The sequence below is a fragment of the Streptomyces sp. NPDC058663 genome (assembly GCF_042716745.1).
In the GTDB taxonomy this organism is placed as follows: domain Bacteria; phylum Actinomycetota; class Actinomycetes; order Streptomycetales; family Streptomycetaceae; genus Streptomyces.
The window spans coordinates 1-18694 of record NZ_JBHXRV010000038.1 but is presented as its reverse complement, the minus strand read 5'-3'; the positions used below and the strand labels follow the sequence as shown (position 1 = coordinate 18694).

Below are 18694 nucleotides of genomic sequence, written 5' to 3'. Positions count from 1 at the left end.
AGCCACCCGCGCGGCGGAGCCGCAAAGTGTCGCAGTCGGGAAGGGGCGGGGTGAGGCCCCGCGCAGCGGACCAGCCCGGGAACGGAGCGGAACCTTGGCGGCGGGGGCCGGGGTGGGGCGGGGCCCAGGTGCACGGCTCCGCCGGGGGCCGCCCCCTTGCCCGCCCTCCCCCAAGCTCTCGGCTTCGCTCGAGCAGGGGGACCCCCGCGCCCCCGGGGGCGGCCCCGACGCCCAGGGGGACGGGGTAGTCGGGGCGGAACCGGCAGCCCCGGCGTCAGGCCGCTCCGCGCCGCAGGAAGGGCAGCCTCCGCAGCAGCGGCCACGCCAGCAACAGCACCACGATCGCGTACACGGTGATCGAGAAGGGCGTGTTGACCAGCCCGCTCACGCTGCCGTCACTGATCTGGAGGGCACGCCGCAGCTGCTGTTCTGCTGCCGGACCGAGGATGACTCCGATCACGGCGGGCAGGACGGGAAGTCCGTACCGCCGCATGCCGAAGCCGATCAGGCCGATGATCAGCAGCACCACCAGGTCCAGTGCCTCGCCGCCGACCGCGTACGCGCCGACGGAGGCGAAGAAGAGGATGCCCGCGTAGAGATAGGGGCGCGGGATGCGCAGCAGCTTCGCCCAGAGCGGGGCGAGGGGCAGGTTCAGGGCGAGCAGCAGCACCATGCCGACGAACAGGGACGCGATCAGGCCCCAGACCAGCTCGGGTTCACGCTCGAAGAGGAGCGGGCCCGGCTGGATTCCGTACTGCTGGAAGGCGGCCAGCATCACGGCGGCGACGGCCGTGGTGGGCAGGCCGAGGGTGAGCATCGAGACGAGGGTTCCGGCGGCGGAGGCGGAGGCGGCGGACTCCGGGCCCGCGACGCCCTCGATGGCGCCCTTGCCGAACTCGTCCCTGTGCTTCGACAGGCGCTTTTCGGTGACGTACGACAGGAAGGTGGGGATCTCTGCGCCGCCGGCCGGGATCGCACCGAACGGGAAGCCGATCAGCGGGCCGCGCAGCCAGGACTTCCAGGTGCGCCTGACGTCCGCCTTCCCCAGCCACGGGCGGCCGACCGGGATCGCGTCCACGCCACCGCGCCGCAGGTGGGCGGCGACCCAGAGCGCCTCGCCGATGGCGAAGAGGCCGACCGCGACGATCACTACGTCCACGCCGTCGGCGAGTTCGAGCGAGCCGAAGGTGAGGCGGGACTGCCCGGTCATCTGGTCGAGGCCGACGAGTCCGATGGTGAGACCGATGAGCAGGGAGGCGAGCCCGCGGATGCGGGAGGAGCCGAGGACGGAGGTGACCGCGATGAAGGCGAGCACCATGATCGCGAAGTAGTCGGGTGCGCCGATGTCGACGGCGAGCGCGGCGACGGCGGGCGCGAGCGCGACCAGCAGGATCGTGCCGATCATGCCGCCCGCGAAGTGCCCGATGGCGGCGGCGGCCAGGGCCTGGGCGCCACGGCCCGCCTTGGCCATCGGATGGCCTTCCATGGCGGCGACGACCGCGGCGCTCTCACCCGGGGTGTTGAGCAGGATCGAGGTGGTCGAACCGCCGAACATCGCGCCGTAGTAGATGCCCGCGAACATGATGAACGCGCCGGTGGGTTCCAGCCCGTACGTCACGGGGAGCAGCAGCGCGACGGCCATGGCGGGGCCGATGCCCGGGAGCACGCCGATGGCGGTGCCGAGGAGGACGCCGACGGCGGCCCAGAGCAGATTGATCGGAGTGAGGGCGGTTCCGAAACCGTCCATCAGGGAGTTCAGGGAGTCCATGAGTTTTTACAGCACTCCCATCAGGGGGCCGCCCGGCAGCGGGACACCCAGCAGGTTGTTGAAGACGAAGTAGGTGAAGAGGGCGAGGCCGGCCGCGATCAGCGGGTCGCGGCTGGCGTGGCGGCTGCCGAGCGCGTACGCGGAGCCCCAGAAGAGCAGCGCGCCGGAGATCGGGAAGCCGAGCGGGCCGATCAGGACGGCGTTGCCGAGGAAGACTCCCGCGAGCAGCAGCACGGTGCGCCAGTCGGCGGGCTCGGACAGGTCGATGTCCTCGCCCCCCTCGGCCTCGCCGCGCCCGCCGCGCAGTACGTCGACGGCGAGGAGTACGGCGACCAGGATCAGCGCGCCGCCGACGACGAGAGGCACGGTGGTCGGGCCGACAGGACCGCGCTGGGCGATCTCGACGTGCATGGTCAGGGCGTCGGTGAGGACCAGGACGCCGATCACGAACAGCAGCACGCCGACGCCGAGTTCGGAGTGTTCGCGCAGCCAGGCGGCGCGGCTGGCCGGCGCGGGCCCCCGCGAGGTCCCGGTCGAGGCGGCCCCGGTCGACGACGTCCCGGTCGACGACATCTCGGTCGACGACTTCCCGGTGGAGAGGGGGGCCTTCTCGGGCGAGCCAAGAGACTTCTCGGGTGAGCTGGGGGACTTTTCGGGGGAACTGGGGGATTTCTCCGGGGAGTTCACAGTCCGAGCTCCTTCAGTACGGAGTCCACGCGCTTGTCCTCCTCGGCCAGGAAGTCGCCGAACTTCTCCCCCGTGAGGAAGGCGTCGTCCCAGCCGTTCTTCTTCATCGAGTCCTTCCACTGCCCCGAGGCGTGCAGCTTCTCGAAGAGGGCGATCAGCTTGGTGCGTTCCGCGTCGGTGATGCCGGGCGGGGCGACGACACCGCGCCAGTTGGTGAAGTCCGTGTCGAGGCCGGACTCGCGCAGGGTCGGGGCGTCCAGTCCGGGGACCCGCTTGGGCCCCGTGACGGCCAGCAGCCGCAGTTCACCGGCCTTGATCTGGTCCAGGTACTCGCCGACGCCCGAGACACCGAAGGCGACCTTGTTGCCGAGGATGGAGGCGAGCAGCTCACCGCCGCCGTCGAAGGGCACGTAATTGACGTCCTTCGGCTTGATGCCGGCGGCGCGCGCCATCAGCATCGGCGCCAGGTGGTCGGGCCCGCCGGGCGCGGAGCCGCCGCCGACGGGCACCTTGGCCGGGTTGGCCTTCCAGGCGGCGACGAGGTCCTTGATGCTCTTGTACGGGGAGTCCTTGCCGACCACGACGATGTCCTGCTCCTCGGTGAGCCGGGCGATCGGGGTGGTGTCGGCGAGGGTCTTGGGCGCCTTGTTCGTGTGCACGGCACCGACCACGCCGAGGCCCATCGTCATGGCGGCCTTGCCGTTGCCGTGGTCGGAGGCGAGGCGGGAGAGGCCGACCGTACCGCCCGCGCCGGGAAGGTTGAAGACCTCGATGCCGGAGGAGAGCCCGGCCTCCTCCGCGTTCTTGGCCGCGGTACGGGCGGTGATGTCGTAGCCGCCGCCGGGTGTGTTGGGGACCATGAAGCGCAGTCCGGGGATCTGGGTGCCGGTGTCGGAGCCGCTGCCCGTGGTGAGCAGCGGTGGCCCCACGAGCACCAGGGATGCCGCCCCGGCCAGGGCGAGGGGGGTGCGCAAACGCACGGGCGCCGCCTTTCGGAAGTCGTACGGGGGGGAAGGGGGTGGCCATACCGGGGTATGGGGGGTGTCCTACGGAGAGGTAGGGGGTGGGGACATGTTGCCGGGGCGTTAAGGAGCTGTCGCCGTTCCGGAACCAACGGACGTTGTGGTCCTTGTGGTCGCGCCCTAGCGTGGGCGGGTGACGAATGTGCTGGTGGTGGACGACGACTTCATGGTGGCGAAGGTGCACAGCCGCTGTGTGTCCGCGATGGACGGTTTCTCCGTCGTCGGGGTCGCCCACAGCGGTGCCGACGCACTGCGGGCGGCGGAGCGGCTGCGCCCGGACCTCGTACTGCTCGACGTGTATCTGCCCGACATGGACGGGCTCGATGTGCTGCGCGGGCTGCGGGCCGCGGAGGCGCTGGACGCGGAGCGGCCGACGGCGGACGCCCTGTTCATCACGGCGGCGCGGGATGCGGGCATCGTGCGGGCGGCGCTGCGGGCCGGCGCCCTGCACTATCTGATCAAGCCGTTCCACCAGGCGGCCCTGCGAGAGCAGCTACGGCACGTGGCGGCGCTGCGGACCCGGTTCGACTCGCTCGCCCTGCACGGGCAGGCGCGGCAGGAGGATGTGGACCAGCTGTTCGGGACCCGGCCGCCCGGCTCGCGGGAGCTTCCCAAGGGTCTGGCCGCGCACACCGCGGAGCTGGTGGAGCGGACGTTGCGGGCCCACCCGGACGGGCTCTCGGCGTCCGAGTGCGCGGAGGGCGGGGCGCTGTCGCGGGTGAGTGCGCGCCGGTACCTGGAGTACTTCACGGCGACGGGCCGGGCCGAGGTCACCCTGCGGTACGGGGGCACGGGGCGTCCGGAGCGTCGGTACCGGTGGGTGGCGTGAGACGACCACGCGTCGCACGGGTGGCGTGAGACGGTCACGCACGTCACGTGGGTGGCGTGAGACGGTCACGCGCGTCACGTGGGTGGCATGAGGCCTCCACGCGCGTCGGCACCGGTACTGCCGGGCGCCGGCGGTCACTCCGCGACTCGGCCTCTTCCGCTCGCCGGCGACGGCTCCCCTGCGGCTCACTGACGGTTACGTGCCCGGCGCTCTGGGGCAGCCTTCTTAATCGTCACTGAGTGGGTCCTTAAGCGGGCCATAAAGAACGCCATCACCCGCCCTCAGCAGGGGATTTCGCGGTTTCAGGGGTCTAGCGTGCTGTTGCGCCGGGAGAGATCTTCCCCCCTCTCCCCCGGCTACGGATGCATCCCCTGCCAAGGAGTTCCTCACGATGTCCACCGCTCGTCGCAAGGCCGCCACCGTCGCCGCACTCGGTCTCGCCCCGCTCGCCCTGACCGGTCTCGCCGCTTCGCCCGCCGCCGCGCACGGATCCATGACCGACCCGGTCAGCCGGGTCTCCGCCTGTTACGCGGAGGGTCCGGAGAGCCCGAAGTCGGCGGCGTGCAAGGAGGCTGTCGCCGCCAGCGGAGTCCAGGCGTTCTACGACTGGAACGCGGTGAACATCGCCAACGCCGCAGGCAACCACAAGGCGCTCATCCCCGACGGCAAGCTGTGCAGCGCGGGCAACGACAAGTACAAGGGCCTGGACCTGGCGCGCGCCGACTGGCCCTCGTCGAAGCTGGCCTCCGGGAAGCACACCTTCCGTTACAAGGGCACCGCCCCGCACAAGGGCTCCTTCGAGCTGTACATCACCAAGGACGGCTACGACCCGGCAAAGCCGTTGAAGTGGTCGGACCTGGAGGCCCAGCCGTTCGCCAAGGTCACCGACCCCAGGATGGAGGCCGGCGACTACGTCTTCGACGGCACGATCCCGAAGAAGTCCGGCCGCCACCTCGTCTACAGCGTGTGGCAGCGTTCGGACAGCCCGGAGGCGTTCTACACCTGCTCCGACGTGGTCTTCGGCAAGGACACCGCCGGCCCGGGCGCAGGCACAGGCACAGGCACGGGTACGGGTACGGGAACCGGCGCGGGCACCGCTCCCGCCCCGGTCGCCTCCGCCCCGACCGAGGCGGACATCGCCGCGGGCGCCGACAAGTCCTCGGTCGAGCACAAGGGCCACGGCGACTCCGACCACACGACCAACGCCGGCAACGCGGGTGGCAGCGGCGACGCGGTCAGCAAGCCGCAGGCCCCGAAGGCCGACGCCCCGGCGACCGCCCCGGACGCCAACGCACCGGCCCCGCAGGGCGCCGGACAGACCCCCGCGCAGGCTCCGGCCGGTGAGAACCTCGCCGAGACCGGCGGCGACAGCACCACCCCGTACATCGCCGTCGGCGGTGCGGCGGTGCTGGCGCTCGGTGCCGCGGTGATGTTCGGCACGGTGCGCCGCAAGGCGGCCACGGGCGGGCGTCACGGACGCTGACCCCATGGAGCACGGCGCTGCCCCCGTGAGGCACGGCGCTGACCCCATGAGGCACGGGGGCTGACCCCATGAGGCACGGGCGCTGACGGCCCCCTCACCCGTTCGGTCCCTCCCCGCCTGCCGTGGCGGGGAGGGACCGCGAGCGTGGGGGCATGAGTCTCGCCGCCGATTTGAAGCAAGCCGTCACCCCGCGGGCCGCCCTGCTGGTGATCGGCTGCCTCGCCCTGCAGCTGCTGTTCATCACGTCGTACGTGGGTGCACTGCACCACCCGAAGCCCAGGGACGTCGCGTTCGGCGTGGTGGTGCCGGGGCAGGCACCTCCCGAGGCCGCCGACAAGCTGGTGACACAGCTCAACCAGCTGTCCGGCGACCCGCTGGACGCACGCCAGGTGACCTCCGAGGCGGAAGCCCGCGAGCAGATCATGGACCGGAAGATCGACGGCGCTCTGCTGTACGACCCGGCCGGCAAGCAGGACACCCTGCTGATCGCCTCCGGCGGCGGCGCGGCCCTGTCGAAGGCGCTCGGCACGATCGGGGAGAAGTTCGGGGCCGCGCAGCAGCGCACCCTGAAGACGGTCGACGTGGCCCCGGCCTCCTCGGAGGACTTCGAGGGGCTGTCCGCGTTCTACCTGGTGGTCGGCTGGTGCGTGGGCGGCTATCTGTGCGCGTCGATCCTGGCGATCAGCGCCGGTTCGCGGGCGGCCACCCCGCGGCGGGCGGGCATCCGTCTCGGCTCGATGGCGGTGTACTCGGTCCTGGGCGGTCTGGGCGGTGCGGTCATCGTCGGGCCGGTCCTCGGTGCGCTGCCGGGCAGTGTCATGGCTCTGTGGGGGCTGGGTGCGCTGGTGGTGTTCGCGGTCGGCGCGCTGACGCTGGCGCTCCAGTCGCTGACCGGGATCGTCGGCATCGGACTCGCGGTGCTCGTCGTGGTGATCGGCGGCAATCCGAGTGCGGGCGGCGCGTTCCCCGCGCCGATGTTGCCGCCGTTCTGGCAGACGATCGGTGCGGCCCTGCCGCCGGGCGCGGGCACCTGGGCGGCGCGCTCCATCGCGTACTTCAAGGGCAACGCCGTCTCCGGCCCCCTCCAGGTCCTGGCGATCTGGGCAATCGTCGGCACGGTCGTCACGCTGGTCATGTCCTCGCTGCGCAGGCCGGTCGTGGAGGGCGGCGAAGGCCCCGGTGCCACCCAGTACCCGAAGGGCTCCTGAGGCCTCCCGTACCCGCAGGGCACTGAAGCCGCACCGGAGCGGGTTTTCCACAGGCCCGTCCCGAATTGTCAGTGGCGGCTGAGAGGCTGCACCGCATGATCACCACTCTCGCGGTCGAGAACTACCGCTCCCTCAGGAAGCTGGTCGTCGAGCTTGGCCGGGTCAATGTCGTCACGGGCGCGAACGGCACCGGCAAGTCGAGCCTCTACCGGGCTCTGCGCCTGCTCGCCGACTCCTCGCGCAACGGCGCGGTGGCGGCCCTGGCCCGGGAGGGCGGGCTGGACTCCACGCTCTGGGCGGGTCCTGAGAAGACCGGCCGCGACGTCCGCGAGGGTCGCTACCCCGTGCAGGCGGTGGTCCGCCAGGAGCCGGTGAACCTGCGCCTGGGCTTCGCGGGCGACGAGTTCGGGTACGCGATCGACTTCGGCCGGCAGTCCGCGGGCGACAGGTCCATGTTCGGCGGCGACCCGGAGATCAAGCGCGAGTGCACCTGGGCGGGCCCGGTGCTGCGCCCGGCCGCCCTCCTTTCGGAGCGTTCAGGACCGGCGGTGAAGGTGCGGACGGCGTCCGGGGGCTGGCACCGCTCACAGGGGGCGGTCCGCCCGTACGACAGCATGCTGAGCGAGCTCGCGGACCCCCAGCTCGCCCCGGACCTGCTGCTGTTGCGCGAGCGGATACGGGACTGGCGGTTCTACGACCACGTCCGTACGGACGCCCACGCCCCGGCACGGGCCGCGCAGGTCGGCACCCGGACCCCGGTGCTGAGCGCCGACGGTTCGGATCTGGCGGCCGCGCTCCAGACGATCCGCGAGATCGGCGACCACGCGGCGATGGACGAGGCGGTGGACGCCGCCTTCCCGGGCAGCCGGGTCTCCGTCGCCTCCCACGGTGGCCGTTTCCAGCTGGAGCTCCGCCAGCACGGTCTGCTCCGTCCGCTGGGTGCCGCCGAACTCTCCGACGGCACCCTGCGCTACCTGCTGTGGGTGGCGGCGCTGCTCACCCCGCGCCCACCGGCGCTGCTGGTTCTCAACGAGCCGGAGACCAGCCTCCACCCGGACCTGCTGCGCCCGCTCGCCGACCTGATCCTCACCGCGAGCGAGCACATCCAGCTGGTCGTGGTCACCCACGCCCGCCCCCTCGCCGACGCCCTGGCCGAGGGGACGCGCCGGGCCCGCATCGACCTGCACACGATCGAGCTGGTGAAGGACTTCGGGCAGACGACGGTCGCGGGCCGCGAGGGCCCGCTGGACGAACCGCTCTGGTACTGGCCCAAGCGGTAGGGCACGACAGAGCCCCGGTCCGCACGGCGTGTGCGGACCGGGGCTGCGCCCCCGTGCGGCCTCGGTCAGCCGATCTCGGTGCCCGTCGCGGCGAGCGCCGCGGTCACCGGCTGGAAGAAGGTCTCGCCGCCGGCCGAGCAGTCGCCGCTGCCGCCGGAGGTCAGGCCGAGCGCGGTGTCGCCCGCGAAGAGCGCGCCGCCGCTGTCGCCGGGCTCGGCGCAGACCGTGGTCTGGATGAGCCCGTTGACGACCTGTCCGTTGCCGTAGTTCACGGTGGCGTCGAGGCCGGTGACCTCACCGTCGTGCAGCTGGGTGGTGGAACCACTGCGCTGCACCTTCTGGCCGACGGTCGCGTCGCCCGCCTTGGTGATGGCCTGGGTGGAGCCGTTGTAGAGGTTCACCTCGCTCGGGTGGGGGGTGTCGCCGCTGTACTTCACCAGGCCGTAGTCGCTGCCCGGGAAATTGGAGTCGGTGGTGGTGCCGATCGCCGCGCCGCCCTGCTTGTCGGACCAGCTCTGGATGCCCGCGGTGCAGTGGCCGGCCGTCAGGAAGTGCGGCTCGCCGCCCTTGGTCACGTTGAAGCCCAGCGAGCAGCGCGAGCTGCCGCCGTAGATGGCGTCACCGCCCGCGATGAGCGGCCTGAACTCCCCCTTGGACTGCTTGAGCGTGGCCTTCGGGCCGAGTTCCTTGACGGTCTTGGTGAGCTTGGCGAGTGCCGCGCCCTTGACCGTGCGGTCGGCCGTCACGACGATCTTGTTGCTGACCGGGTCGCTGGCCCAGGACGTGCCCGGGATCGACGCCTTGCCCGCCAGCGTCGTACGGGCGGACTTCAGCTCGGCCAGCGTGTGCGCGACGATTCTGGCCCGTCCGCCGGCCGCGCGGACGGTCTCGGCCGCCGCCTCGTCGGTGACGTTGACCACGAGCGACTTCGCCTTCGCGTCGAAGTACGCACCGGCCGCTTCGGCGCCGAGCTGCTTGGTCAGTGACGAGGCGAGCTGCGTGGCACCCGCCGCGGACAGCGTCTGGGGGGCAGGCGTGGGGGCACTGCCTTCGCTGGCGTTCGCGGTCTGGAACGTGATGCCCGTGGCGACCAGGGCGACGACGGCGGTACCTGCCGCCGCGGCGCGCCGCTTGGGTATGCGTCGGTGCTTCACAAGTGACCTCCTGTGGGGGGTCCGGACCCGGAAGTGTGGGGGTTGGGCCCGGGTGAGGCCCCACTATTCACAGCGCAACAGGGCGCACACAAGGTCGACTTCAGTACGCGCACACGACAAGCACCACTCACTCCCCTCCCCTTGACATGCTCACCACGCACTCGTGTCACCGGGCTCTCCCCCTCCCCGGCACGCGGAAAGGCCCCCGCCCCGGAGGAGTCCGGAACGGGGGCCTGCCTGCTGCCGGCTGCGGTGGAGTTGTTCCGGAAGCGGCCGGGGAACGGTGGCCGCCGCCGGTCAGTAGATGCTGACCCCGTATGCGCTCAGCGCCTCCGTTACGGGCTGGAAGAAGGTCGTTCCGCCGGTCCGGCAGTTGCCACTGCCGCCCGAGGTGAGACCGATGGCCCGGCTGCCCGAGTACAGCGGACCACCGCTGTCGCCGGGTTCGGCACACACATTGGTGCGGATCATGCCGTAGACGACGTCGCCGTTGCCGTAGTTGACCGTGGCGTTGAGCCCGTTGACGGTGCCGCTGTGGGTGCCCGTCGTGGAGCCGCGCCGGGTGACGCTCATCCCGACGGTGGCGTTGGCTGCACTGGTGATGTCGACGTTGCCGACGGTGCCCGGGTGGGCGACCGAGGCGTTGTCGTAGCGCAGGATGCCGTAGTCGTTGCCGGGGAAGCTGGACCCGGTGGTGGGCCCGATCCGAGTCGTACGGGCGGAGTTGGTGTACCAGTCCGGGAAGCCGTCGGTGCAGTGCCCGGCGGTCAGGGCGTAGTACGTGGTGCCGCTGCGGACGTTGAAGCCGAGCGAACAACGCCAGCTGGGCGCGTAGATGGCGTCGCCGCCCGACAGGAGTTTGGAGAACTTGCCCGGAGTGCGCTCGATGCGCAGCCCGCGTGCCTGGTCGCCCGCCGCCTGCCTGATCCGCGTGAGTTCCGTGCCGGAGACGGTGCTGTCGGCGGTGACGACGAGAGTGCGGGTGGACTGGTCGACGTGCCAGGCGGTGCCCGGCACGTCCGCTGCCAGGACGGCGGCCTGGGCGGACGCGAGCTGGTCGGCGCTCAGTGCGGAGACGGTGGGGGCGGGTTGGGCCTGGGCGTTCGGTATGGCGAGAGCAGCGGCGGCGGCGAGTCCTGCCGCCACGGCCGTGAACCGGACACGTCTCGCCGTACTGCGGGGGGTGGTGCGCTCTTTCCTCACTTGCGTTCCTCCCGAGGGGAATCGGGGGCCCGGTGCGGAATCGGGTCATTCCCGGGGCCCGTGAGGCGCAGCAGGAGACGCGCGGGCAGCCGGGCGGTGCAGCGGCCACTCGCTGTGCTCCTGACAAGCGCTGTCTCGGGAGTATTCGGCGCGCCCCAGGCCCGCGCAAGGGCGCGTTTCGGCCTTGTGCGGTCGCACGGGGCCCCAGTGGCGCGAACGGACGGGCGCGGCGTACGGCAGCCCCGGTGCCGGTGGGGCTGCGGGGGCTGCCGGGGCTGCCGGGAACGAGCCGGACCGTCCGCCCGCCGGGAACGAGCCGGACCGTCCGCCCGCCGGGGCCGGCCGGACCGCCCGCAGCGCCCGGGGCGTTACCTCTCCCGCGAGTTGAGCTCTCCGGCCGGGACCCCGAAGGGCAGCGTGTTGCCGGGCGGCGGAAAGGGGCAGATGAAGTGGTCGGCGAAGGCGCACGGCGGCAGCAGCGACCGGTTGAAGTCCACGCTCACCGTGCCGTCGGCGTCCGGGGCGGCGGGCCGCAGGAAGCGGAACCGGTAGCTGTTCCTCCCGCTGTCCGCGTCGGCGAAGACCGCCCACAGCGAGCCGTCGTCCTCGACCGCGACGTGCAGCGAGTGCTCTCCGCCGTCGTGCCCGAAGACGACCTCGCCTGCCAGGCCGAGACCTCGCGAGCGCCCGTCGGCGTTCTCGACCTGGACGGTACGGCTCTCCCCGTACGGCACGAACCTGCCGGGCAGCACCCAGGCCGGGTCGTACGGGGCGGCCTCGATCCCCGCGAAGGCGCGCCGCGCCGCGGACCGCGGGTCGAAGTCGCGGACCGCCCACTGGCCCTCCCGGCTGAGCACCACGAGGCGCCGACCGTCGGTGGATACCCGCGAGCGGGAGACCGGTCCCCGGTCGGCGGTGAGCCGCACCTCCCCGGTGAACGGCTCTGCGTCGACACTGATCCCGTCATGCTCCTCCGCGCCCAGCACCACCTCGGTGCCGTCCTGCCGCCACGTCCCCGGTACGCCCCCGATGTGGCCGTCCGGGTGGTCGGCGAGCCAGTGGGTGCCGGAGAGGGAGAGCGGTCCGTACGGCGCGGAGACCGTCTCGACGCGCTGGGCGTGCCAGCGCTCCCACTCCCGCCGCGGGTCCTCCGGTGCCTGCGCACCCCTGTTGTCGCTGCGGCTGGTCATGCGGCCAGCCTTCCATACGGCTCGGACAATCGCCCGAATCCGGGCGGCCGGCGGCCCCTGCGGCCCGCACGGTCACCGCGCGGCAGGCTCAGCAGCTGCAGTCACAGCAGTCGCAGCAACCGCAGTCGCAGTTGCCGCAGTCGCACTTCTCGCAGCAGCCCTTGCGCTTCTTCCGCGACCACGGGCCCTCGAACTCGGTCGCGCAGCAGACTTTGCACGTGCAGCACAGCCCGATCGCCACCGCGCACCCGGCCCAGAAGCCGCGCGGTTTCTTCCCCTCCGGCGGCATCGCCTGCCCACCCGGCAGCCCTCCCCCGCCGTCCCCTCCACCGCCCGGCGGCACTCCCTGCCCCGGTCCGCTGCCGTACGGGTTGCCGCTGTACGGATCGCCGGCACCACCACCGCCGTACGGATTGACGGAACCGTACGGTCCGCCCTGCCCCGGGTGTCCCGGCTGCTGTCCGCCTCCGGGCGGCGGCGACCCGTGGGCCTGTACCCGTCCCTCGTGGCCCTCGGCCGCGTGCGCGCATCCGGTCGTGCCGAAGACCCGGTTCACCGACTCGTGGAGTTCGTGCGCGAGCAGTACGTGCACCAGCTTGGAGTCCACGAACTCCGCTTCGCGCAGCGCGAGCCGCACCCCGTGCACCGCGTCGTCGCACAGCCGGCGCGCCTCCGCGCGGGAGGTACCGGTGGCGGTCAGCGGGTTCCACGCACCTGACGCGTCATCAGCTGCCTGGTCCTCCACGGCGTCCAGCAGGTGCGCGAGCCGGCCGAAGAGCTTGCCCGCCTCGGCGAGCGGGGCCGCGTTGCCCGGCCGCCCGGCGAGCACGGCGGTGTGCGCGAACGCGGCCGCGGTGGCGGTCTCGGTGGGTTCGGTCACGAACAGGAGCGGGGTGCCGATGCCCGCGAGGGCCTCGATGCCTCCCTGCCGGTCGACCGCGTCCACCAGGACCGACGTGTCGAAGCCGAGCGAGGCGCCCGCCCTGGCCCCGGCCCTGTCCCAGCTCCTGGCGATCCTGCGCGCGGCGAGGGCGAGGGGGCGGCGGGCCAACAGCCCGTCCCCGTCAGCGACGTGGTCGCGCACCTTGGCCGAGGCGAGCACCAGCGAAACGGCGGCGGCGAGTCTGGCGCCCTCACCCTGTGCGACCGGCGCGGAACGCATGGCACGCAGCGGGCACAATCCCGCGGTGCGCCGCCAGTCCGTGGTCCGTACGGACTGAGCCTCCGTCAGAACCGAGGCGATCAGGCCGTCGTAGTTGGTGACGACCCGGGAGAACTGGCCGTGGTCGCGGCGAAGTGCCAGACACAGCCCGCAGAGATGAGCCATCCACTCCGTTTTCAGGCCTTCGCCGAGCCGGTGCGAGCAGGGTCTGACGATGCCGAACAATTGCGCCCCCGTACTGCGGTGCCTCACTCACTGGACAGTCCGTCAGGCATCGTACAGAGGGCGTATGTTCACCCGTCCGTCCCCCTGCTCACCCGTCTGGCCCGATGATCCGATTTACACCCGCCCGGCCGCTCCCGCAACGACGGAACCCAGAGAAATCGCCATAACTTCTGCACCAGTACCGCAACGAAAACCCTGCGCGCCGACTATCCACTTGGCGCGCAATCCGCATGATGGACGACCATGGGGGGAGCGGAACACAAGCAGACCGCGGTGAAAGGAGGCGTTCATGGGATCGGTGCGCAAGGCGAGTGCCTGGCTCGGACTCGTCGAGGACAGCGACGACGACCGCTACTACGACGACGAGTACGCCGAGGGAACCAACGAGACACCCGAGCCCTGGGTCACGGACCCCCGGGTCCGTGTCGTCTCCGAGGCGGCCGAGGACAAGGGCCGTCGCATCGCGACCGTCACCCCGGACGGCTTCCGGGACGCGCGAGGCATCGGCGAGCTCTTCCGGGACGGTGTCCCGGTGATCGTGAATCTGACGGCCATGGAGCCGGGTGACGCCAAGCGCGTCGTCGACTTCGCAGCCGGGCTGACCTTCGGTCTGCGCGGCTCCATCGAGCGCGTGGCCACCAGGGTCTTCCTGCTGACCCCCGCCAACACGAGCATCGTCAACGGCGAGACCGCCGGCCGCCAAACCGGCGGCTTCTTCAACCAGAGCTGATGGGCGGACCTCCGCTCCCGGCCACCGGCCCGGGGAATCCCCCGGACCGGCACTGTGTCCACCGATCAGGCAGGGCGCCCATCGGCCCCGGTTCCCGCTAGCGGAACGCGTCGAGTCCGGTGAGCGCCTTGCCCAGCACCAGCTGGTGCATCTCCACGGTGCCCTCGTAGGTGAGCACCGACTCCAGATTGGTGGCGTGCCGCATCACCGGGTACTCCAGCGAGATCCCGTTGGCGCCGAGGATCGTGCGGCTGGTGCGGCAGATCTCGATCGCCTCACGGACGTTGTTGAGCTTGCCGAAACTGACCTGCTCGGGGCGGAGCTTCCCGGCGTCCATGCGCAGCCCGAGGTGATGGGCCAGCAGCAGGCCCTTGTGCAGCTCGACCGCCATGTCGGCGAGCTTGGCCTGGGTGAGCTGGAAACCGCCGATGGGCCTGCCGAACTGTTCGCGTGTCTTCGCGTAGCCGACCGCCGCCTCGAAACAGGAGCGCGCGGCGCCCATCGAGCCCCAGACGATTCCGTACCGCGCGTGGCTCAGGCAGCTCAGCGGCCCCTTCAGTCCCACGACCTCCGGGAGTACGGCGTCGGCGGGCAGCCGCACCTCGTCCATGACCAGCTCGCTGGTCACCGAGGCGCGCAGCGACCACTTGTGATGGATCTCCGGGGCGCTGAAGCCGGGGGCGTCGGTGGGGACGACGAAGCCGCGGATGCCCTCGTCGGTCTGCGCCCAGACGACGGCGACCCCGGCCACCGAACCGTTGGTGATCCACATCTTGCGGCCGGTGAGCACCCAGTCGGCGCCGTCCCGCTTCGCGTACGTCCGCATGCCGGCCGGGTCGGAGCCGTGATCGGGTTCGGTGAGGCCGAAGCAGCCGATGGTCTCGCCGGACGCCATGGAGGGGAGCCAGCGCTGCTTCTGCTCCTCGGAGCCGAAGCGCCGGATCGCGTACATGGCGAGCGAGCCCTGTACGGAGACGAGCGAGCGGATCCCGGAGTCGGCGGCCTCCAGCTCCAGGCAGGCCAGCCCGTACTGGACGGCGGTGGCGCCCGCACATCCGTAGCCGGTCAGGGACATGCCGAGCGCGCCGATCGAACCGAGTTCGCGGGCCAGCTCGCGGATTCCGGGGAGTTCGCCGCGTTCGTACCAGTCGGCGATGTGCGGCAGGACCCGGTCGGCCGCCCAGTCGCGGACGGTCGCCCGGACCGCGAGGTCCTCGGGGGTGAGCAGGTCGTCGATGCCGAGCGGGTCGGCGGGGTCGAACGGCGGCAGCTTCGCGGGACGTGCGGACATGCGGGCCCTCCGGCGGCTCGGGGAACTGGCGGCTCGGTCAGTGAGGCGGCTGCGGAGCTTCCACCAGCGGCACCGGGCCTTTAACTAGCGGTGGTAGTTAAAGCTCCGGGCCGACGTTACGGCCCGCCGCCTCCTCAGTCCAGGCCTGCCGACGCGTCGGCGCGCTCGCGCCGCGCGGACGGGAGCTTGCGGAGGTCGGCCTTGTCTGCCGTCCCGTCCGTGCCCCCCTTGGCATCCTCGCCGTCCGCCGCGCCCCCGCCGTCCTGTCCGTCCTGGCCGTCGTTGCCGTCCTCGCGGTCCGTGCCCTGTTCCATGCTCTTCGGCAGCCTGAGCGCGGCGACGGCGCCGACGAGCAGCAGGGCGGCGCTGGTCAGCAGCGTCACATGGAGTCCGTGCACGAAGGCGGCCCGGGCGGCGGAGCGCAGGGCCGCGCCCGCGGCGCCGCCGAGCTCCCTGGCGACCTCGTACGCCTCGCCCAGCGAGTGGGAGGCGTAGTCGCTGTGCTGCTTGGAGACGCCGTCGACGTTCTTCAGGCCGGGGCCGTACGCGGCGTTCATCACACTGCCGAGCAGGGCGATGCCCATGCCTGCGCCGAGCTGGTACGAGGTCTCGCCGATGGCCGCAGCCCCGCCCGCCGCGTCCGCCGGGGCCTCACTGAGCATCGACTCGTACGACCCGAAGAGGGTGGCCTGCAGGCCGAAGCCGAGCAGCACGAAGCCGAAGGCCAGCAGCCCCGGGTTGTCCTCCTGGCCCATCATCGTCAGCAGCGTGACGGAGGCCGCGGTGAGCGTGAAGCCGAAGGCGACCATGGCGCGCGGTCCGACGCGCTGCAGCACATAGGAGCCCAGCGCGCCCGCCACCATCGCGGCGAAGGTCAGCGGCAGCAGCCGCATGCCGGTTTCCAGCGGGCTGAGCTCCAGCACCAGCTGGAGGTACTGCACGGCGATCAGTTCCAGGCCGACCAGCGCGAGCATGCCGAGCACGATGCAGCCCACCGAGGTGGTGAAGGCGGGCCGGGAGAACAGCTTCATGTCGATCAAGGGGTGCGCGCGGCGCCGCTGCCTGCGCACGAACAGCACCAGCAGGAGCAGGCCCACCAGCAGCGGGCCCAGCGTGAGCGCGGAGAGAGTGGGGTCGCCGCTGCCCGCGCGCTTGACTCCGTAGACGACGCCGAGCACACCGGCGGAGGCCATCAGCGCGCCGACGACGTCCCACGGGCCCTGGCCGCTGCCGCGCGATTCGGGCAGCAGGAGGCGCCCGAGCGGGAGGAGCACCGCCATCAGCGGGATGTTGATCAGGAAGACCGAGCCCCACCAGAAGTTCTCGACCAGGAACCCGCCGACCACAGGGCCCGCGGCGGCGCCGATGCCGGTGACCGCCGACCAGATGCCGATGGCCATCGACCGCTCGCGCCGGTCGGGGAAGACCTGGCGGAGGATCGAGAGGGTGGCGGGCATGATCATCGCGCCGCCGATGCCGAGCAGGGCGCGGGCGGCGATGAGGATCTGCGGGGTGTCGGCGAGCGCGGCCATCGCGGAGGCGATGCCGAACAGTCCGTAACCGAGCAGCAGGATGCGGCGCCGGCCCACCCGGTCACCGAGCGTGCCGAAGAGGATCAGCAGCGACGCGCAGATCAGCGGGTACGCGTCGACGATCCAGAGCAGTTCCACGGATCCCGGCCGCAGGTCCTCGGTGACCGAGGGGACCGCGATGTGCAGGATCGTCGAATCCAGCGCGACGAGGGTGAGGCTTGCGCACAACAGCGCGAGGACGACCCACCGGTTCGCGCCGCGCCCCGCGAGGAGCCGTCGCCAAGGACCTCCCGCAGTCGACTCCGTGCCGGCCGTGGCTGTCCCTGCCATCTACACAACCTCCCAGTAAAACGCTCGCGCTCGGCAGGCCCTGGGACACGTACGCGGTCCATACGTCCTGGTGGGCCCGGCATCGACGGGCGAGTGAGCCGTCAGCGTACGCGAGTTCACCCCTCGGGCGCGTGGCCCATCCCTCACCGATTCGTCCGAGCCGGTGTGGTGTGCACCACGCAACACCACGCTCGGCGTGGCGCGCCCGGTTCCACCGGGAGGCGGGGGTCTGCCCGGCGTCCGGCGGCAGCGGTGCCCGCGCCGGCCGCCGGGAGCGGGTTGCGGAGAGGAGAATTCCGGCTGTCGGCGCGCACAAGGAAATGCGGCGGGATTCCAGGAGAGTTGCGGGAACCGCACGCATTGAATAGAGCAGAAGGTCCCGGGCCTTTTACGTATCGGCGAGGAATAACACCGCGATGAGACGCACTCCACATCACATGGTCATCACAAAGAGCCGGGACCGGTCGGGCCCGTCACGCACTCGCGGTAATGTCGATTGGGTGCGTATCGACCGAATCTTCGCCCGGCTGGACCGGGAACCGGAGCCGCCGAAGATAGAGATCCCCGGCATGAGCCGGACCCGCAAGGCTCTCTTCGGCTCGACGACGGCGTTCTACATCGCCATCGTCTGGGCGGTGCTGGTCTCGTCCTGGCTCGTTCTGCTCGACTGGAAGGTGATGCTCTTCCGGTCCTACGAGCAGTGGCCCGAGCTGCATGCCTTCCTCGACTACTTCGTGGTCCTGGGCCAGCGCGGCCCGACGGCGGTGATGGTGGCGGCCTGGCTGGGCTGGCGCTCCTGGCGCCAGCACACCCTGCGTCCGCTGCTCGCCCTGGCGGCCGCCCTGCTGCTGCTGAACGTGACGGTGGGCGCGGTGAAGATCGGCCTCGGCCGGCTCGGCCCCCACTACGCGACCCAGATCGGCTCGGCCGAGCTGTATGCGGGCGGCGATATATTCCCCTCCGGCCACACCGCCAACGCGGTCGTGACCTGGGGCATCCTCGCCTACCTGGCGACCACCCCGCGGGCCAGACGCTGGCTGTCGGTGCTGTCCGCGGTGGTCGCCCTCGGTGTCGGCGCGACCACCGTCTATCTGGGGACGCACTGGCTGAGCGATGTGCTGCTCGGCTGGGCCGCGGGTCTGCTGATCCTGCTGGCGCTGCCCTGGTTCGAGCCGCTGATCGCCCGCGCGGAGGCCTTCGTCTTCGCGGTGCGCGAGCGGTGGCGGGCCCGTGGGGCGTACGTTCCCGTCGCCCGGGGCGTCGCGGGTGCCCCGGTTCCTGCCGGTGCGCCGACCGTCGTTCCCTCGATCCGTCCCGGCGCGGCCGAGCCCGTCCCGGCCCGCGAGACGGTGGGCGCCGGCAGCCGGTACACGGGCGGCCGCTCCGCGCACCAGGCGGCCTCTCTCCAGACCCAGGCGCAGCTCCAGACCCGGCCGCACTCGGCCCGCTCGGAGCGCGCCCCGGTCACCCCCGCGGGCAGCCGGCGTCCGCCGCAGTCGCGCGGCGGCGGTACGCACGCCCCGCAGGCGGCGCGCTGAGGAACCCCGCCGCCCCGGCCTACGCACGACGAGGGCCCCGGACCGCTCCTGGAGAGCGGTCC

Annotated in this window: 15 protein-coding genes; 6 read left to right on the top strand and 9 right to left on the bottom strand. The window is 71.8% G+C overall.

The window, feature by feature from the left end:
* Positions 1-274: 274 nt before the first annotated feature.
* The 3 genes from ACFWVV_RS25905 to ACFWVV_RS25895 form a co-directional block, all read right to left on the bottom strand.
* Positions 275-1768, bottom strand: coding sequence for a tripartite tricarboxylate transporter permease (locus ACFWVV_RS25905; RefSeq protein ID WP_384349304.1), 1494 nt, complete (start codon positions 1766-1768; stop codon positions 275-277).
* Between the two features lie 6 nt (positions 1769-1774).
* A complete protein-coding gene (locus ACFWVV_RS25900) occupies positions 1775-2341 on the bottom strand; it encodes a tripartite tricarboxylate transporter TctB family protein (protein WP_384349465.1) in 567 nt (188 codons plus the stop codon).
* Between the two features lie 110 nt (positions 2342-2451).
* On the bottom strand, positions 2452-3435 hold the full coding sequence (locus tag ACFWVV_RS25895) for a Bug family tripartite tricarboxylate transporter substrate binding protein (protein ID WP_384349307.1): 984 nt from the start codon (positions 3433-3435) through the stop codon (positions 2452-2454).
* A gap of 175 nt (positions 3436-3610) precedes the next feature.
* Between ACFWVV_RS25895 and ACFWVV_RS25890 the strand changes: the two genes are divergently transcribed.
* The 4 genes from ACFWVV_RS25890 (at position 3611) to ACFWVV_RS25875 (ending at position 8277) form a co-directional block, all read left to right on the top strand.
* Positions 3611-4306 (top strand): response regulator, encoded by a 696-nt coding sequence (locus tag ACFWVV_RS25890; RefSeq protein ID WP_384349310.1) that lies wholly within the window; start codon positions 3611-3613, stop codon positions 4304-4306.
* A 391-nt stretch (positions 4307-4697) separates the two neighbouring features.
* Positions 4698-5789, top strand: coding sequence for a lytic polysaccharide monooxygenase (locus tag ACFWVV_RS25885; protein WP_384349313.1), 1092 nt, complete (start codon positions 4698-4700; stop codon positions 5787-5789).
* Between the two features lie 152 nt (positions 5790-5941).
* Positions 5942-6997, top strand: a complete 1056-nt coding sequence (locus ACFWVV_RS25880; protein WP_384349316.1) for a DUF3533 domain-containing protein — start codon at positions 5942-5944, stop codon at positions 6995-6997.
* A gap of 95 nt (positions 6998-7092) precedes the next feature.
* The gene (locus ACFWVV_RS25875; protein WP_384349319.1) at positions 7093-8277 is read left to right on the top strand and encodes an AAA family ATPase; all 1185 of its coding nucleotides are present in this window, start codon (positions 7093-7095) and stop codon (positions 8275-8277) included.
* Between the two features lie 65 nt (positions 8278-8342).
* Here ACFWVV_RS25875 and ACFWVV_RS25870 read toward each other — a convergent pair whose 3' ends face one another.
* The 4 genes from ACFWVV_RS25870 to ACFWVV_RS25855 form a co-directional block, all read right to left on the bottom strand.
* The gene (locus ACFWVV_RS25870; RefSeq protein ID WP_384349322.1) at positions 8343-9431 is read right to left on the bottom strand and encodes a S1 family peptidase; all 1089 of its coding nucleotides are present in this window, start codon (positions 9429-9431) and stop codon (positions 8343-8345) included.
* 297 nt (positions 9432-9728) lie between these two features.
* Positions 9729-10634, bottom strand: coding sequence for a S1 family peptidase (locus ACFWVV_RS25865; RefSeq protein WP_384349325.1), 906 nt, complete (start codon positions 10632-10634; stop codon positions 9729-9731).
* A gap of 368 nt (positions 10635-11002) precedes the next feature.
* On the bottom strand, positions 11003-11824 hold the full coding sequence (locus ACFWVV_RS25860) for a DUF1684 domain-containing protein (protein WP_384349328.1): 822 nt from the start codon (positions 11822-11824) through the stop codon (positions 11003-11005).
* An 88-nt stretch (positions 11825-11912) separates the two neighbouring features.
* Positions 11913-13211, bottom strand: coding sequence for a DUF5685 family protein (locus ACFWVV_RS25855; protein ID WP_384349468.1), 1299 nt, complete (start codon positions 13209-13211; stop codon positions 11913-11915).
* Between the two features lie 289 nt (positions 13212-13500).
* Between ACFWVV_RS25855 and ACFWVV_RS25850 the strand changes: the two genes are divergently transcribed.
* Complete coding sequence (locus tag ACFWVV_RS25850) at positions 13501-13941, top strand: cell division protein SepF (protein ID WP_384349331.1); 441 nt, start codon at positions 13501-13503, stop codon at positions 13939-13941.
* Positions 13942-14038: 97 nt separating this feature from the next.
* Here ACFWVV_RS25850 and ACFWVV_RS25845 read toward each other — a convergent pair whose 3' ends face one another.
* Positions 14039-15232 (bottom strand): acyl-CoA dehydrogenase family protein, encoded by a 1194-nt coding sequence (locus ACFWVV_RS25845; RefSeq protein ID WP_384349334.1) that lies wholly within the window; start codon positions 15230-15232, stop codon positions 14039-14041.
* Positions 15233-15366: 134 nt separating this feature from the next.
* A complete protein-coding gene (locus tag ACFWVV_RS25840) occupies positions 15367-17094 on the bottom strand; it encodes an MFS transporter (protein ID WP_384349337.1) in 1728 nt (575 codons plus the stop codon).
* Positions 17095-17594: 500 nt separating this feature from the next.
* On the opposite strand from ACFWVV_RS25840, the gene ACFWVV_RS25835 reads away from it, so the two are divergent.
* Positions 17595-18632, top strand: a complete 1038-nt coding sequence (locus ACFWVV_RS25835) for a phosphatase PAP2 family protein (RefSeq protein ID WP_384349340.1) — start codon at positions 17595-17597, stop codon at positions 18630-18632.
* Positions 18633-18694 lie beyond the last annotated feature (62 nt).

Bases quoted from the DNA above. Each gene is read 5' to 3' on its own strand.
- ACFWVV_RS25900 (WP_384349465.1), bottom strand. From the start codon at position 2,341: ATGTCGTCGACCGGGACGTCGTCGACCGGGGCCGCCTCGACCGGGACC.
- ACFWVV_RS25840 (WP_384349337.1), bottom strand. From the start codon at position 17,094: ATGGCAGGGACAGCCACGGCCGGCACGGAGTCGACTGCGGGAGGTCCT.
- ACFWVV_RS25880 (WP_384349316.1), top strand. From the start codon at position 5,942: ATGAGTCTCGCCGCCGATTTGAAGCAAGCCGTCACCCCGCGGGCCGCC.
- ACFWVV_RS25875 (WP_384349319.1), top strand. From the start codon at position 7,093: ATGATCACCACTCTCGCGGTCGAGAACTACCGCTCCCTCAGGAAGCTG.
- ACFWVV_RS25885 (WP_384349313.1), top strand. From the start codon at position 4,698: ATGTCCACCGCTCGTCGCAAGGCCGCCACCGTCGCCGCACTCGGTCTC.
- ACFWVV_RS25860 (WP_384349328.1), bottom strand. From the start codon at position 11,824: ATGACCAGCCGCAGCGACAACAGGGGTGCGCAGGCACCGGAGGACCCG.
- ACFWVV_RS25850 (WP_384349331.1), top strand. From the start codon at position 13,501: ATGGGATCGGTGCGCAAGGCGAGTGCCTGGCTCGGACTCGTCGAGGAC.
- ACFWVV_RS25845 (WP_384349334.1), bottom strand. From the start codon at position 15,232: ATGTCCGCACGTCCCGCGAAGCTGCCGCCGTTCGACCCCGCCGACCCG.
- ACFWVV_RS25905 (WP_384349304.1), bottom strand. From the start codon at position 1,768: ATGGACTCCCTGAACTCCCTGATGGACGGTTTCGGAACCGCCCTCACT.